General features: G+C 66.7%; 9 protein-coding genes. 3 read left to right on the forward strand and 6 right to left on the reverse strand.

Translation table 11 applies throughout. The features are described from left to right. Nucleotides 1-91: 91 nt before the first annotated feature. On the reverse strand, nucleotides 92-658 hold the full coding sequence (locus ACFYWY_RS06625; protein ID WP_389180727.1) for a L,D-transpeptidase: 567 nt from the start codon (nucleotides 656-658) through the stop codon (nucleotides 92-94). A gap of 73 nt (nucleotides 659-731) precedes the next feature. Here ACFYWY_RS06625 and ACFYWY_RS06630 point away from each other — a divergent pair, with 73 nt between their 5' ends. Further along, nucleotides 732-1,001: a hypothetical protein gene (locus ACFYWY_RS06630; protein ID WP_389180730.1), complete on the forward strand. Its 270-nt coding sequence runs from the start codon at nucleotides 732-734 to the stop codon at nucleotides 999-1,001. A gap of 440 nt (nucleotides 1,002-1,441) precedes the next feature. On the opposite strand, the gene ACFYWY_RS06635 is transcribed toward ACFYWY_RS06630, so the two are convergent. From ACFYWY_RS06635 to ACFYWY_RS06645, 3 genes are all read right to left on the reverse strand, one after another. Then, entirely contained in the window at nucleotides 1,442-1,915 is a 474-nt protein-coding gene (locus tag ACFYWY_RS06635) for a hypothetical protein (RefSeq protein WP_389180733.1), read from the reverse strand. 117 nt (nucleotides 1,916-2,032) lie between these two features. Further along, complete coding sequence (locus ACFYWY_RS06640; protein WP_389180736.1) at nucleotides 2,033-2,443, reverse strand: ATP-binding protein; 411 nt, start codon at nucleotides 2,441-2,443, stop codon at nucleotides 2,033-2,035. Further along, nucleotides 2,443-2,646, reverse strand: coding sequence for a hypothetical protein (locus tag ACFYWY_RS06645; RefSeq protein ID WP_389180739.1), 204 nt, complete (start codon nucleotides 2,644-2,646; stop codon nucleotides 2,443-2,445). Before ACFYWY_RS06645 ends, ACFYWY_RS06640 begins: the two co-directional genes overlap by 1 nt. Nucleotides 2,647-2,822: 176 nt before the next feature. On the opposite strand from ACFYWY_RS06645, the gene ACFYWY_RS06650 reads away from it, so the two are divergent. Both ACFYWY_RS06650 and ACFYWY_RS06655 read left to right on the forward strand, forming a co-directional pair. Next, complete coding sequence (locus tag ACFYWY_RS06650) at nucleotides 2,823-3,677, forward strand: helix-turn-helix domain-containing protein (RefSeq protein ID WP_389180742.1); 855 nt, start codon at nucleotides 2,823-2,825, stop codon at nucleotides 3,675-3,677. Continuing rightward, nucleotides 3,658-3,957: a DUF397 domain-containing protein gene (locus ACFYWY_RS06655; RefSeq protein ID WP_389180745.1), complete on the forward strand. Its 300-nt coding sequence runs from the start codon at nucleotides 3,658-3,660 to the stop codon at nucleotides 3,955-3,957. Before ACFYWY_RS06650 ends, ACFYWY_RS06655 begins: the two co-directional genes overlap by 20 nt. A gap of 773 nt (nucleotides 3,958-4,730) precedes the next feature. On the opposite strand, the gene ACFYWY_RS06660 is transcribed toward ACFYWY_RS06655, so the two are convergent. Then, nucleotides 4,731-5,198 carry a DUF1877 family protein gene (locus ACFYWY_RS06660; protein WP_389180747.1) on the reverse strand — a complete coding sequence of 156 codons (468 nt, stop codon included), beginning with the start codon at nucleotides 5,196-5,198 and terminating at the stop codon, nucleotides 4,731-4,733. A gap of 120 nt (nucleotides 5,199-5,318) precedes the next feature. After that, nucleotides 5,319-14,009, reverse strand: coding sequence for a DNRLRE domain-containing protein (locus tag ACFYWY_RS06665; protein ID WP_389180750.1), 8,691 nt, complete (start codon nucleotides 14,007-14,009; stop codon nucleotides 5,319-5,321). Nucleotides 14,010-14,122: the final 113 nt, after the last annotated feature.

Below are 14,122 nucleotides of genomic sequence, written 5' to 3' on the forward strand. Positions count from 1 at the left end.
CAGCTCAACCAACTCGGCTACCAAGTGACCCTCCAAACAGAAGGAGCTGCCTGACCGGCGGCTACAGACACGAGACCGGGGGATTTTCGAATCAGCCGATGGCGATGCGGGGCTGCGCGCCGGGCTTGATCCAGCCCATGATCCGGTCCATCGTGGCGCGCGGCACAGACACGCAACCCGCCGTCGCACCCTTGCCGTTGACGTGCAGGAAGATCCCGGCTCCGCGGCCCGGCGTGGCCGGCCAGCGGTTGAAGTTGATGACCAGGGCCTTGGCGTACTGCGTCGGGTAGTTGATGAGGTGCTCACTGCCCCGCTCGCCGCTCTCGGTGAGCGGGAAGTCGGCCCCCGCCTCGGTGTGCATCTGGTTGTAGAACTTCGACTCGGGGTCCTGGACCCACCAGTGGCTGGAGTTGACCCGCGTGTACGGCATGCTCGTGCCGCTGGACTCGACGCCGAAGCCCTCGGTGATGGTGTAGGTGCCCGACGGCGTGGTGTAGGTGCTCTGCCTGCGGGTGGCGCCGTCGACAACACCGTTCGATCCGACGCGGCCGCTGTCGGAGATGACGGACTTCCAGCCGGACGAACCCTTGGCCCAGGCGGTGACGGTGGCGTACGAGCCGCTGGCCTTCACTGTGATGAGCTGGGTCGCATTGCCCACGTCGACGCGGACGGGAAAGTTCGGCGTGTGGGCCGTCGGGGCCGCCTGAGCCGTCCCCGCACCGCCGCTCCCGGTGGCGCTGGAGCCGCTGGGCGCCGGCTTCGCGCTGCCGGACGGCTTCGCAGAGGCGGAGGCGGAGTTGGAGGGGGAAGGCGACGCCGAGGCGGAGGCTGAACCGCTCGGCGAGGCGGGCGCGTCCGACGTCACGCTCGTGGCGGTGGCCGCGGCAGCATCCGCAGCCGGGGCGTCCTGGCCCTGGTGCCCGCAGGCCGTGGCCAGGAATATCGCGCCGGTGGCAGCCAGAGCGGCGGAGAAGTTACGGGACGAGGGCAGCACGAAGTAACCCTTCAGGGTGATGGGGAAGACGCGACGGCCGATGTCGGCACGGCGAGGTGGGCCGGTTCTATATCAGAACGACGCCGAAACGCGAGCCGCCGGACCTTTCGGACGAATCCCCCTGGCGGCCTCGCCGTCGGGGCGGCCGGGCATGTCAGGACGGCTCCGGATCCATTGTCGAAGCCAGGTGTTACCGTCCAAGTCGTTATGACCGGTCTGAGAGCCTTTGAGATCCCGCGGTCCAAGAGGGGTGGGATGGGAAGGTCCCGTGTCCGCATCGGGACTGGAGTTGGTCGGCCGTGCCCCACCCCCCTCCCAAGCGTCGACCACGCACCAACGCGTAGCGCCCCGCCCCGGGTTGAAGCCCGGGGCGGGGCGTGTGGCGTCAGGCAGGGGCTCAGTCACAGAGTCACCGCCACGCAGACCCGTGGGCGGCCCGGCATGCCCCTAGTCACCCGAGAAGCCGAAGATGCCCACGTGGGTCGGCTCCTTCCCGGCGTACAGCAGGACATACAGCCCGGTCCACCTCATGCGGCACTCCCCGAGCAGACTCTGCTCGTACTCCTGGTGGTCGGTCGCCCCGTGCGCAGCGGCGAGGACCTTCTCGTACTGCCGCACAGTCGGCCGATTCGTGCCGAAGTGATGGACGATGCGATCGGCGGCCAATGGGCGCAGGGTGCCGTAGTCGCTGGCCTTGCCTCGTTGCGGGGCATCGGTCGTGTGGACCACGCGGTCGATGTCCAGTATCGAATGCGTGCCTTCCTGTCCCATGAACTCGTGGTCGGCGTGCAGGTCCGCCAGGCTCCGGTACGTGGCTCCGTCTCCGTACTCCTCCTGGAAGACCTGTGCGTGCAAGGCATCCAACGACGCCTGAATGCCGCCTTTGTGCTCCGTTACGTAGTCCCATCCGCTGGCACCCATCGCGCCGCCCTCCCTTTGCGTGATCCAAGGTCGGCGTCACCCTAGGCGAGGAGTCTGACAGCGCGACCGCCTCAGAAGTGCGCCCCATCTGCCAGGAGTTTCACCGCTTCCTGAGCGTCAGCTTCCGATCGCGCCGACGACCATTCCTCGTGAACCGTCATGAATGCTCTGCATCTCGCACCACACCGTCTTGCTGCCGGGACCCTGCTCCACGCCCCACCGCAGCGTCACGGCGTCGAGCAGGGCGAGGCCGCGGCCGGTCTCGTCGTCGTCAGCGGCCTTGCGCAGGAGAGGCAGGGCCCGGGGGTCGGGGTCCGTGACCTCCAGTCGCGTACGGCCCTGCTCACAGACCACACGGACGGTCACGGGGACGCCCTCCCCGAGATGGCGGACCACGTTCGTGAGCAGCTCGCTGGCGCACAGCTGGAGGTCGGCGCAGGGACCGCCCATGTACGTACACAGGGCCCGGCGGACCTCGGGCACAGCCTTCGGGGTGGCGAGCAGTTCCAGGGTGAGCGGTGGTCGCATCACGCAACTCCCTTGCGCAGGGCGGCGACCAGGGCGCGGGCGGTGGCCAGGTTGCAGTTGCCCAGCGCGATGAGGGGCGGGGTGCGGTAGCGGGCGGCGAAGGTCGGCAGGTCGACGCCCAGGGATGGCAGCGTGATGCCGTGGGCGGCGAGGGCGGCCCGCAGCTCCTCGGCGCAGTCCTGTACGTCAGGGTGGTCGTGCATGGGTGTCACACCTTCCAGTGCGCTCTGTGATGAACTGCTCACACCCTGACGCGGTGCCGCGTACCGTGAAAGAGGTTCGGGCTCCCCGCCGTGAACTGCGGTAATGCGCACCGGGGTTGGTATCGGCCGGGGATACGCCGGGAAACGGGCGGTAACGGCACCAGGAGCGGTGAACGATGGGACAGCGCAAGGACATCGACGGGTCGGCAAGCGTCCCCACCTTCTACGGCAAGGAGTTGCGCTGGAAGCGGGAGGAGGCCGGGCTCACCCTCCAGCAGCTGGTCGATGGCAGCTTCTACGGCCCCAGCCACCTCAGCGAGATCGAACGCGGCGAGCGCCGCATGCCGGCGGAACTGGCCGATCACGTGGACAAGGCGCTGGGGACGGACGGCTTCTTCAAGCGCCGCTGCGAGGACGTACGGAAGGCGAAGAGGCGAGGTCACGCCAGTTACTTCGAGCGGGTACTGGAGGCGGAGAAGCACGCGGAGACCATCGACGAGTGGTGTCCGACGCTGATTCCGGGCCTGTTGCAGACGGACGCGTACGCACGGGCGGTCGTACGGTCGGCGCACCCGCTGGCGCCCGAGGATGAGGTGGAGGAGAAGGTCAGCGCGCGGATGGCCCGTGCCCGGCTCTTCGAGGACGACCACAAGACCCCGGAGTATTGGGCGATCCTTCCCGAGTCGCTGCTTCGTCAGCCCATCCTTCCGCCGGAGCAGACGGCCGAACAGTTGGAGCGGATCGCTGCCCTGGCGAGGCGCCGCCGGATCGTTCCACAGATCCTGCCGTGGAACCGCAGAGCACATCCCCTCATGCTCGGCACGGCCAAGATCATGACCTTCCCGGATGCCCCGCCCCTGGTCTACACGGAGGCGCAGTACAGCGGTGACACCATCGACGATCCGGCCCTCGTGAAGCAGTACCGCAAGGCATACGATCGGCTGAGGGCCGCCGCACTTCCGCCGGAGGCGTCCCTCGCCATGATCGAGGAAGCGGCTGAGGATGACCGAAATGGCAAGCAACGGGATTGACTTGAGCACCGCCGTCTGGCGCAAGAGCACCTACAGCAACGGCGACGGCGGCGACTGCGTCGAGGTCGCCGAGGCCTTCCCCGGCGCGGCCGCCTGGCGCAAGAGCAGCCACAGCAACGGCGACGGCGGCAACTGCGTCGAGGTCTGCGACGCCCACACGGGCATCGTCCCGGTCCGCGACTCCAAGCTCCCCCACGGCCCGATCCTCACCCTCACGGCCCCCGCCTGGACGTCGTTCGTCGTCTCCCTCAAGGACGCCCCAGCGGGCCGCGCTTCATAACGGCCCCGCACGCACTCACCGGCCGGGCGGCTGTGTGCCGCCCCTCCCGTGGTGGGCCGGGTTCGCGGTCACACGAACTCGCATCGCCTGGCGTCCGGAGCCACATGCTGGCTCAAGGTCGTCCGCTTGGAACCATGTACCGAAGTCGGGGCAGCCGGAGAGAGTGCTCGTCCGTGGCGGTCGGTGCGGGGGCGTGTGACAGATTCGGGGTTCTGCGCGCTGGAACCAGCGTGATCACTGACGCGAGGTACGAAGAAGACAGAGACGCCGAGTCCCGCGCTGCCTTGGACTTGCAGCAGCCTGTGACCCGGCATGCTCGAGATGGACGCCCCGTGTACGTATGGGCGTTGAAGACGGTGGCCTGCATCGCCCTGCTCACACCGGCCTTGGGATGCGTCCCGGCAACGGATGAAGTCGCGCCCGCTGCCTCATCCCTATCCTCGCCCTCCTTGTCGGACGATGCCAAAACTGCCAAGGAGATGCCTTCGATAGAACCGAGCTCCATAACGGTCCTCATAACTTTTGTCGGTGGACCAGCCGACGGCCGCACCCAGCACATTCCGCTAACCCGGCTCAAGGATGAGATAACTGTTGCAGGGGTGCCGTATCGAACGAAGAGGGGAGGTATGCCGGAGGTGACGACCACCCCCGAGGGGGCAGCGCAGATCTTCCGCCCTGTCTGATGCTGCCTGGACGGCATGCCTGAGCGACGTGCGGAAGAGCGCCGCCACCATGGGCGGATACTCCGACGCCCCCCGCCGTTCTGACCTCGATCAGCCGTACACGCGCTTGGTCACCGCATGCCCCGCGGCCGACGCGTCGCGGTAGAACGTCCTCATCGCGTCGATGTGCCCCACCAGCTGGCTGACCATCCAGTCCGGAGCGCCGCCGACGACGCGCAGCTTGCCCTTGTTCCGTTCCAGCAGCTCGTCGGTGTCCACTCTCTGGAGGAATTCGGCCGCGGCCCGTACCAACTCGGGCTTGAGGACCAGCAGGACGTCGAAAGGACCGCCCAGCGTCGCCACATGCTCGCCGCCGAGGACGGGCAGACACTCGGCGCCCGTCGCCGGGAAGTCCTCGCCGGTGAGGAGCACATTGACCATCTGCCAGTCCTCACCCGGATTGCAGAGGATTCCGGTCTCCAACTCCTGAAGGAATGTCTCGTCCTCCAGGGTTTCCGTGAACTGGCTCTCCAGATATTCCGCGCCCTTCGCCACCTCGTCGGAAGTAACGCGACGCATTCTCAGTGACGTTCCCACAACTAAACTCCTGACTCGCCCGAATCGGCCACCCGGTCCACCATATGCCGTGGCCCGGACGGCCCCCGGAAGGGGGCCGCCCGGGCCACAAACGTTCCTACGCTAGCCGAAGGCCAAGGCACCTCCGGTGATCAGTCCGCCGGCCACCGGGAACAGAATCGGGTCGTCGGCGATACCGATTCCGGTGACATCGTCCGCGGCCGCGACGGCTCCGACCACGACGCCCGCACCGATCATCAGCGCACCGGTCAGCCAGCTCGGTCTGGTCGCGGGCTCCTTCTCCGCTGCCGGCTCCGGGAGCTTCCTCGTCTCGATCTTCTTCATCGAGTAGGCGATCACGGAGGACGACCTGGCGGACGGCCAGGCAGTCACCCATTCGGCACCGTTCTTCCAGTTCACACCGGACTGCTGGGGGAACGAGAATCCGGCCTTGACCGTGCGATTGTCGCCATTGGCCTTCAGCTGCTTCTGAAGGGCGTTGACCTTCTTCTCGACATCCTTCTTGCCGCCCGCTTCCGCGGATCCTCCGGCGTGCTTGGCGTCCCAGACGTACACGGTCGTATCGGTCCAGTAGAGAAGGTCCGCGTAACCAGTGTTCAGGCCCGGGTTCGCGGCCGATCCGCCGCTGATCGCGTTCCGCGGATTCCGCAGTCCTCCGGACTGCAGGAGGTCCATCGTCACCTCGCCGCCGCCCTCGGGCTGCGTCGACCTCAGCCAGCCGGCCACCAGCAGGATCGCGGTGTCGTGGGCGTTGTTGTAGATGCCGAAGTTGCACGCGGCGCACATGTCGAACGGGTTGTACAGGAACGTGTTCTCACGGGAGCAGAGGGAGCAGGTACCTCCACCGCTGCCGTCGTCGACCCGGTGACCGTCGAGCTCGACCATGCTGGTCGGGTTGCCGCCGGTGAACGCGTACCGGTTCCCGGTGAAGGGGTCCGCGCCGAGCTTCATGTCGGCCAGGGCACCGTTGTACATGTCCCGGCTGGTGAAGCGGTTCAGGCCCGGGTTGTAGTCCCGGAAGCCCATGTCGTACGTGCCGGCCTGGGCGTCCCACCGCTTGGCGTTGTAGCGGTAGGGGTTGTACGCCTCCTGGGAGGGATCGGCGGCGTCGGGCTTGTCGATGCCGGTGAACTCGGCCTCGTCGTCCTTGCCGTAGGCGGTGTAGCCGTAGGTCGCCTTGGTGTCGCCGTTGCCGTCGGTCAGCGTCTCGACGTCGGTGTGGCTGTTGTAGCCGTAGTAGCCGTCCTCCGTCGAGCCGTCCGTGTTGTGCTTGACCTGCGACAGCCGCTCGCCCCAGGGGCTGTACTGGTACGACTTGGTCAGCTCACCGGCGACCTTCTCGTCCAGCACCTCCTTGGAGAGGCCCAGGTACTGGAACTCGGTGGTCTTGCCGTCGGTCGTCTTGGTGGCGGTCCGGTCCAGCGGGTCGAAGGTGTACGTGGTGGCCTTCAGCACGCCCGCGTCGTCCATCTTCTCGGACTTCACGACGTGGTCGAAGCCGTCGTACTCACTCCTCTCGATGACCTCGCCGCCCGCGGTGACCGATTGCTGGCGGCCGAACGGGTCGTAGTTGTAGTTGACGGCCGTGCCGGAGACCGCTGCCTTCAACAGGCGGTTGCGGTCGTAGGTGAAGCCGGTCGTGGTGCCCTTGACCGTTTGGTTGACGACGTTGGCGTTGTCGTCGTGGACGTAGGTCTCGGTGCCCGCGCCGTTGCCCGTCTTGACCGACTTGGCGAGGCGGTTGACCGGGTCGTACGAGTAGTCCGTGGTGGAGTCGAGGTACGCCGCGTGGTTGTCGGCGTTCATCTTCTTCGCCACGTCCTGCGCCTTGTTGCCGTTGGCGTCGTAGGCGTAGGTGTGGGACGAGACCAGCGTCCCGTTCGGCTTCTTCTCCGAGGAGGACTTCAGCGAACGGTCGAGGTGGTAGGCGTAGTCGACCGTGTTGCCGTTGGCCTTCGTCTCCTTCAGCTTCAGGCGCCGGTCGGTGTAGGTGTAGGACGTCACCTTCGGTGCTGCGTCCGTCGCCGACTTGCCGATCGAGACCGTCTTGACCAGTTCCCGCAGGTCGTAGGTGTACTCGGAGTACTGGTCGGGGTGGCCGATCGTCTCCGTCTGACCGTTGGGGTCGTAGGTGAGGGTGGTGGCCTTCTTCTCCTGGCCGGCAAGCGCCTCGCTGATCTTCGCGACCTGGTTGAGGCCGGTGTAGCTGATCGTGTAGGCGTCGACCCGGGCACCGGAGGAGGTGTCGTCGATCGAGGTGAGGTTGCCGTTGACGTCGTAGCCGTAGGTGAAGGTGTGCTTCTCGGCGTCCGTGTCGGCGGAGTTGTCGCGGACCAGCCTGACGCCGTCGGCGACGACCGCGCCCGCGCTGTTCTGGGACAGCTGGAGCTTGGCCTTGTTGCCCTGGGTGAGGGCGTACGAGCCGAGGCTGACCCAGGTGCCGGCGCCGGCGTTCTGGTCACGGGTGACGTCCGTCGTGGTGCCGTCGGACTTGGTGACCGTGTACTTCGCCGCCGTGGCGGCCCCGGTGACCTTCGGGTACTTGACGTAGGCGGTGTAGGTGCCGTCCTTCGGGACGTTGAGAGTCCAGGTGAAGGCGTCGGTACCGGCGCCGGCGGCGTGGACCTGGTGGTCGTAGCCCTGCTGGTCGCTGATGTCGCCCTTGGTCCAGGTACCCGTGGCGGAGGTGTTCTGACTGTCGGAGTTGTCGACGAGCACGACGGCGCTGCCGACCGGGACACCGTCGTCGGACTTCGACTTCAGCTTCCCGTCCGGGAAGTACGACCACGTCATCGTGCGGTTGGACGAACCGGCCGCCGAGGTCAGCGTCCGGGTGGTCTGCTTGCCCAGATCGTCGTAGTCGTACGAGGTGACGACGTCCCACGGGTCCGTGGACGACTTGGTCCAGCCGTTGTCGAAGTACGCGTAGGTGGTGTCGTTGCGGACCGTCTGGCCCTCGGACGGCGGCGCCGAGGTCTTGGCGACCCGGCCCACGTCGTCGTAGGACGTCTGGGTGTAGACGTCCGCCTTGTTGTAGCGGGTGTCCGCCGGGTCGTAGGGCTGGAACTGCTTGACCGGGCGGTTCAGCGCGTCGTACTCGGTACGCGCGGCGAAGTCGTCCGCGGCCGCCGAGTCGACACCGCGCGGAGTGATCGTCTTGGTGGTGTTGCCGACCTGGTCGTACTCGTACTTGGTCGTCCGGTAGGTGATCGGCGAGGTACCCGTGTGCGGCACCTTGACCTGGGTTTTCTGGCCCCGCTCGTCATAGGTGACCAGCGTGGTGTTGTTCTCGGCGTCCGTGCTGGCGACGACCAGCGAGTCCTTGTCGTAGGACGTCTTGGTCGTCTTGCCCGCCGCGTCCATGACCTGCGTGACGCGGTGGTTCAGGTCGTAGACGGTCTTGTTGGTGTAGTCGGTGGTGTCGCCGGTTGCGTTCTTCTTGGGGTCGACAACCGTGACGACGTTGCCGACGTTGTCGTACGCGTAGCTGACCTTGTCACCGAGCGCGTTGACGACGGACGTCAGCTGGTAGTTCTCGTCGTAGCCGTTTGTGGTCACGTAGTCGTTCACGTCGGCTGTGGTCAGCGTTCCCTTCGGCTCCACCGTCGTCAGGACGTTGCCGACCTTGTCGTACGTGAACGTCGACTTCCGCTCGTCTGAGGTGGCCGTGAACTTCGGTGCCGTGGCTTCCTTGAGCTGGTCCGCGGCGTCGTACACGGCCGTGGACACCGCGCCGTTGGGCGCCGTCGAGGTCGTGACGTTGTCGTTGGCGTCGTAGACCGGGGCGGGGGTGCTGATCAGGTCGCCCGCGCTCTGGTCCTTCGGCACCGTCTTGACCAGCGGACGCCCGTAGACGTCGTAGGTCTGCGTGGTCTTCTTGCCGAGGGCGTCGGTCACCTCGGTGACCTGGCCGCGCTCGTCGTAGACGAACAAGGACGTCTTGCTCAGCGCGTCGGTGATCTTGGCCGGGTAGCCGTTCGGGCCGAAGTCGCTGTTGGTGGTCGGGTTGCCGTTGGCGTCGACGACCTTGGCCACCTGGCCGTACGCGTCGTACTCGTACGAGGTGGTGTAGTCACCGGCGACGGACGGGGTGGCGACACCCTTGGGGTCGGTGACCGTCTTGAGGTTGCCGAAGCCGTCGTAGACGAACTCCCACCTGCGGCCCTCGGGAGACGTCTTAGCCGACAGGTCGGCCGAGAATCCGTCCAGACGCAGTTGGTACTCGTACTTCTGCGCGTTGGCCGGGTAGACGCCCGGAGCGCAGTCGCTCTGGGCCGGGATGCCGGCCTTGTTCTGCTCGGCATCGCGCTGCCAGAGCGGGTAGCCCGTCTTCTGGTCGTAGCAGTACGCCGTCTTGGCCCCGTTCGCCTCCTCCATGTAGGTGACGTTGTTGTCCGCGTCCCAGCTGACCTTGCTGGTCTGCAACTTGGCGTTGGTGTTCTGCACCGGACGGCCGAAGTCGTCCGCCACGTAGTCCGTCACGTGGTTCTCGGCGTCGGTGACCTTGGCCGCGACGAAAGTCGGGTTGGCCGGGTCGGGCTTGTACGCGAAGGTCGTGGTGCCCTGCAGACGGTCGGTGATCGTCTTTGTCCACCAGTGGTACTTCGGGTCGTCGCCCGCCTGCGGCGCGTAGTACGCGAGCTGCGTGTTGTTGCCCCGCGGGTCGGTGGCCTTGACCAGCTTGACGTTCTTGTTCCCCTGCGTGGCGTCGTAGGTGAACTTGAAGTCCTTGGGCTGGCTTGAGCCGACACCGTCGGTGAACTGTCCGAGCAGGCCCTTGTCGGTGTAATAGAAGTTGATCTTGCGGCCCGAGATGTCCGTCATGGACTTCACGTGATCGTAGATCTTGGAGTTGTTCAGGCTGGTGCCGGTGACCTTGGCGCCGGTGGCGTCGATGTACTCGTAGGACGCGTCACCCTTGTTGAAGTAGGTCACGGTCAGCGACTGCCGACCGGCCGGGTCGGTGATGTACTTGAGGAACTTCGTCGGCTTGTTGTTGGACTTGCGCTCCTCGTACGTGAACGTCTGGGTGTTGCCGTTCTTGTCGACCGTGGAGGTCATGTAGCCGTCGCAGCCGAACAGGAACCGCGTACCGTCGGGGCGGGTGAGCGTCCAGGCGTCAGGGACCGGGTCCTTGGTCGGCTTGCAGTCCAGGCCCGACTTCATCGTGACCTTGTAGTGGACACCCGCCGGGGCCTTCCACGAGCCGTCGGGCTGCTTGCTGAAGACGTGCGTGGTGCCGTCACCGTCCGGGAGACGGATCTCCGTCGGGTTCGGGTTGGGGTGGAAGTCCAGCGGCGCGCCGAGCCGGATCGGCCCCGCAGCCTGGAACGACCAGCCGTGACCGGCGACAGTGTCGCTGGTGTCCAGCGAGTTGTACGCGAACCTGGCGAAGGTGCTCAGGCCCCGGCCCGGATTGGTGAAGGCGTTGTACGACCAGACGCTGTTGCCCGAGGCCAGGTTGTTCATGACCGTCGACCCGGCGCCGGTGTTCTTGCCGGTGTAGGAGTAGAACTTCTCCATTCCGAGCGAGTTGGAGGTCGGGTCCTCGACCGCCACGTTCTGCTTCAGCGAGGGAATGCCGCCCGTCCCCGCCGACAGCCAGCTGCCGTCCGAGATCTTGCGGACGTCCCACCCGAGCACGTACTCGTTGCGCTTGTTGCCCGAGTCCGAGTTGATGGGGGTCTTGACCTGCGCCTGGATCGTCGCGGACTTGCCCGGCAGCAGCGCCGGGATCGCGGTCGAGAGCTGGTTGCCGCCGGTGGTGACGTCCGTGCCGTCGGGGAGCTTCCAGGTGTACGACAGCTGCCGCTCACCCGCCGCCCAAGCGGTCGCGGTCGTGTTGGTGACCGTGAACTCGACCGTGTACTGCGAGTTCGGGGTCATCCGGGCCGGAGTGGTCGGCGCGTAGTACGTGTCCTCAGTCGTCGAGTCCACGTAGATGACCTGCATGTACGGGCGCAGCTGCGGGTCGGAGGCCTCCGCCGACAGGAACAGCGTGCGCTCCTGCGGGCCGGTGGTGGTCTCGTCCTTCAGCTTGACCGCGACACCCTTGTTGCCCGTGGGCGTCTTGACCCAGGACTGCATCAGGCTGGTCGCGTCCCACCAGTGCCGTCCCACCTCGTCGGTGATCTGCGGAACGGTGTCCGAGACGGTGGCGGACATGTCGCCGCCGGGCGTGGTCCACGGCGTGGTGGCGTTGGCGTTGTTCCACGTCGCCGTGGTCTCGGTGAAGTCCCGTGTCAGCGCGTGGAGTTCGTAGATCGCACCGTTGGTGGTGCTGGTGGTCTCCGCTCCCCACATGTACATCTTGTTCTCCAGCACCGTGGCGGTGGTGGGGATGCCTGTAGTGGGGAACTTCAGCACCGCGCGCGTCTTGCCGTACGTGGTGGAGTTGTTGCCGACGCTCAGCCAGGTCTGGCCCACGTTGAAGGACTGGATGGCGTCCTGGTTGGTGGTCGGCTGCTGCGAGGACAGCGTGGTGTCGGTCTGACCCGCCTGGATGATCTTCATCGTGCGGCCGGCCTTGGGGATGCCCACCACCCGGGTCGGCGACCCGAGCAGTTCACCGCCCTTGGTCTTGACCGCCAGCTGGTAGAAGTACGACTTGCCGATCTCCGCAGAGCTGGAGTCCGGGGTCGGTACCGCGGTGGTGTCCGTGTAGGCGGTCGTCGTCGACGCGATCGGGGCGATCAGCGTCGCCGCGGACGGCGTGAAGACCTGCTGCGTGGAACGGTGCAGCTGGTACTCGGCGATCGCGTCGTTCGCCGCGCCGCCGGTGTTGACGTACGCCGGCCAGGACAGCTCCGGACCGGTGCCGTGCACCACGGTCGGCGAGTTCAGCGCGGTGCCGACCTTGCCGTAGGTGACGGTCAGCCGCGGGATGGTCGACGTCTCGCCGCCGTAGCTGTTGCCGTCGCCCGCCTCGTAGCGCGGGCCGCCGGTCGGTGCGGTGCCCGACTCGTCGGTGGCCTTGAGCACGAAGCCGTGGTTCGTGGCGGTGCCGGACACCCACTTCTGGACGGTGTCGGTGACCGGGAACTTGTGCCACAGGTTGTACTTGCCGACCGGCTTCACGATCTGCGCCGGGTTCACCAGCCGGACCGAGTCCGCCAGCGTGCGCGTGGTGGAACTGCCGGTGTCACCGAGCACGATCTTGCCGGCGTTGCCCTTGGCGAAGCTCAGCTCGGCGGCGTCCAGCGTCTTCCAGACCCCGCCGGTCCCGGTCTGGTTGACCGTGTAGTTCTTCGTGCCGCCGTTGTGGTTCACCGTGTACGGGGCGGCCGTGGCGGCGTCCGACGCGGCCGGGTAGTGCACATCCACCCGGTAGCTGTCGGTCTCCGCGACCTGCGGCTGCCAGGTGTAGGACTCGCCCGTGAGCGCGTTCTTGTTGTACGCGAAGTCGTCGTTGGTCGCGGCCCCACCGGTAGTGGTGCCGCCGGGCCACTCGCCGACCTTGGCCGTACCCGTATCGCCGTCGTCCTGCTGGACGGTGGTGCCGGACAGCTCACCGAGCAGCGCACTGGTGTTGGTCCAGGTCGCCGTCGACTCGTCCCAGGCGCCGGTGGCCCGGTGCGCCTCGATGGTGACCTGGTTGCCGTTGGTGGTGTGCGACTGGTCGTAGTACATCTCCAGCCGCGCGGCGTCGACCTTCACGCCCGCCGGGATCTCGGTCAGCGGGAACTTGATCAGCGAGCGGGCGATACCGGTGTCGGTCTTGCCGGCCGACAGCTTCCAGGTGGAGTTGAAGTTCACCCCGGCCTGGTCGGACAGGACCATCGTGTCCTGCGAGGCCGACGGCGACGGCGCGACGGTGATCGTCGGGTCGATCACCACCGGATACTGACGCTCCTTCGCCGCAAGCCACTTGGCGTCCGGCGCGAGGGTCAGCTTCCAGTTCTTCCCGTCACGGGTGAGCTTCTGGCTGACCTTGGTGGAGTACGTACCACCGGTCGGCGACAGCGCGTCCTTCTTGGCGTCCGTCATATACGGCGCCGGAATCACCAGCACCGGAGTACCGGGCGCCTCACCGAACAGGGCGACCGAGCCGTCCTTGCGCGCCTTCGGCGTCAGGCCCTCGGTGTTCAGGGTGAACGTGAAGGACACCGGGCCGGCCGGAGCAGCGTCCAGGACGATGTTCTCCTTGACCTGCCCCCGGCCCACCTTGTACTGCAGATCCGCACCGGAGACCGCGTCCGGGTAGGTGACCGTGTCACCCTTGGCCGCGGGCTTCAGCGCCTTCGCGCCCACGAGCCCCAGACTGACCGACCGGCCGTCCGGCGCCTCGAAACGCATCAGCTTCCTGGCGTCCGAACCGAACCAGCTCCGCCCGGTGTTGGCGGTGTTGGCGAAGTCGAAGCCCTTGTCCTCGGTGGCGCGCACCGCGGTGTCGATCGGCTTCCACGTCTTGCCGGACCTGTATGAGACCGGCACGGCCGACAGCTCGGCCTCCACCCTGCCGTCCGACAGCTCCCAGAACCGGGCCTGCGAAGTGCGGCGGTCCGTCAGCTCCTTGACCCGCTTGGCCTTTGGGAGCTTCTTGCCCTTCGGCAGCTTCTCCCGGCTGGCTATCTCCAGCTTTCCGCCGACGGGCGGCTTGGCCGACGCCCTGTCGTCGTCGTCCGAGAACCAGCCCTTGACGGTGTCGACAATCCCCTTGTCGTCGTCACCCTTTGCCGCCGAAGGCGGCGCCGCATAAGCGACCTGCGGCAGCAGCGTTCCCGCCACCGCCGATACCACCAGACAGGAGATATATCTCCCGTACGGAACTTTCACCTCGATGCCTTTCCGCATCGACGCCCCATTCGCCGTACGCGAAATGGGCACGCCGAATGAGCCCGCGCGGAGGTTTCCGGCTGGCTTGACTCACTGCGCCACGACCGAAAACCGGAAGGTCACGGGCGTGG

This window comes from Streptomyces sp. NPDC002870 (assembly GCF_042888505.1).
In the GTDB taxonomy this organism is placed as follows: domain Bacteria; phylum Actinomycetota; class Actinomycetes; order Streptomycetales; family Streptomycetaceae; genus Streptomyces.

Excerpts from the sequence above, each read along its gene's own strand:
- ACFYWY_RS06640 (WP_389180736.1), bottom strand. The coding sequence starts at position 2,443 with ATGCGACCACCGCTCACCCTGGAACTGCTCGCCACCCCGAAGGCTGTG.
- ACFYWY_RS06660 (WP_389180747.1), bottom strand. The coding sequence starts at position 5,198 with ATGCGTCGCGTTACTTCCGACGAGGTGGCGAAGGGCGCGGAATATCTG.
- ACFYWY_RS06635 (WP_389180733.1), bottom strand. The coding sequence starts at position 1,915 with ATGGGTGCCAGCGGATGGGACTACGTAACGGAGCACAAAGGCGGCATT.
- ACFYWY_RS06650 (WP_389180742.1), top strand. The coding sequence starts at position 2,823 with ATGGGACAGCGCAAGGACATCGACGGGTCGGCAAGCGTCCCCACCTTC.
- ACFYWY_RS06655 (WP_389180745.1), top strand. The coding sequence starts at position 3,658 with ATGGCAAGCAACGGGATTGACTTGAGCACCGCCGTCTGGCGCAAGAGC.
- ACFYWY_RS06645 (WP_389180739.1), bottom strand. The coding sequence starts at position 2,646 with ATGCACGACCACCCTGACGTACAGGACTGCGCCGAGGAGCTGCGGGCC.
- ACFYWY_RS06665 (WP_389180750.1), bottom strand. The coding sequence starts at position 14,009 with ATGCGGAAAGGCATCGAGGTGAAAGTTCCGTACGGGAGATATATCTCC.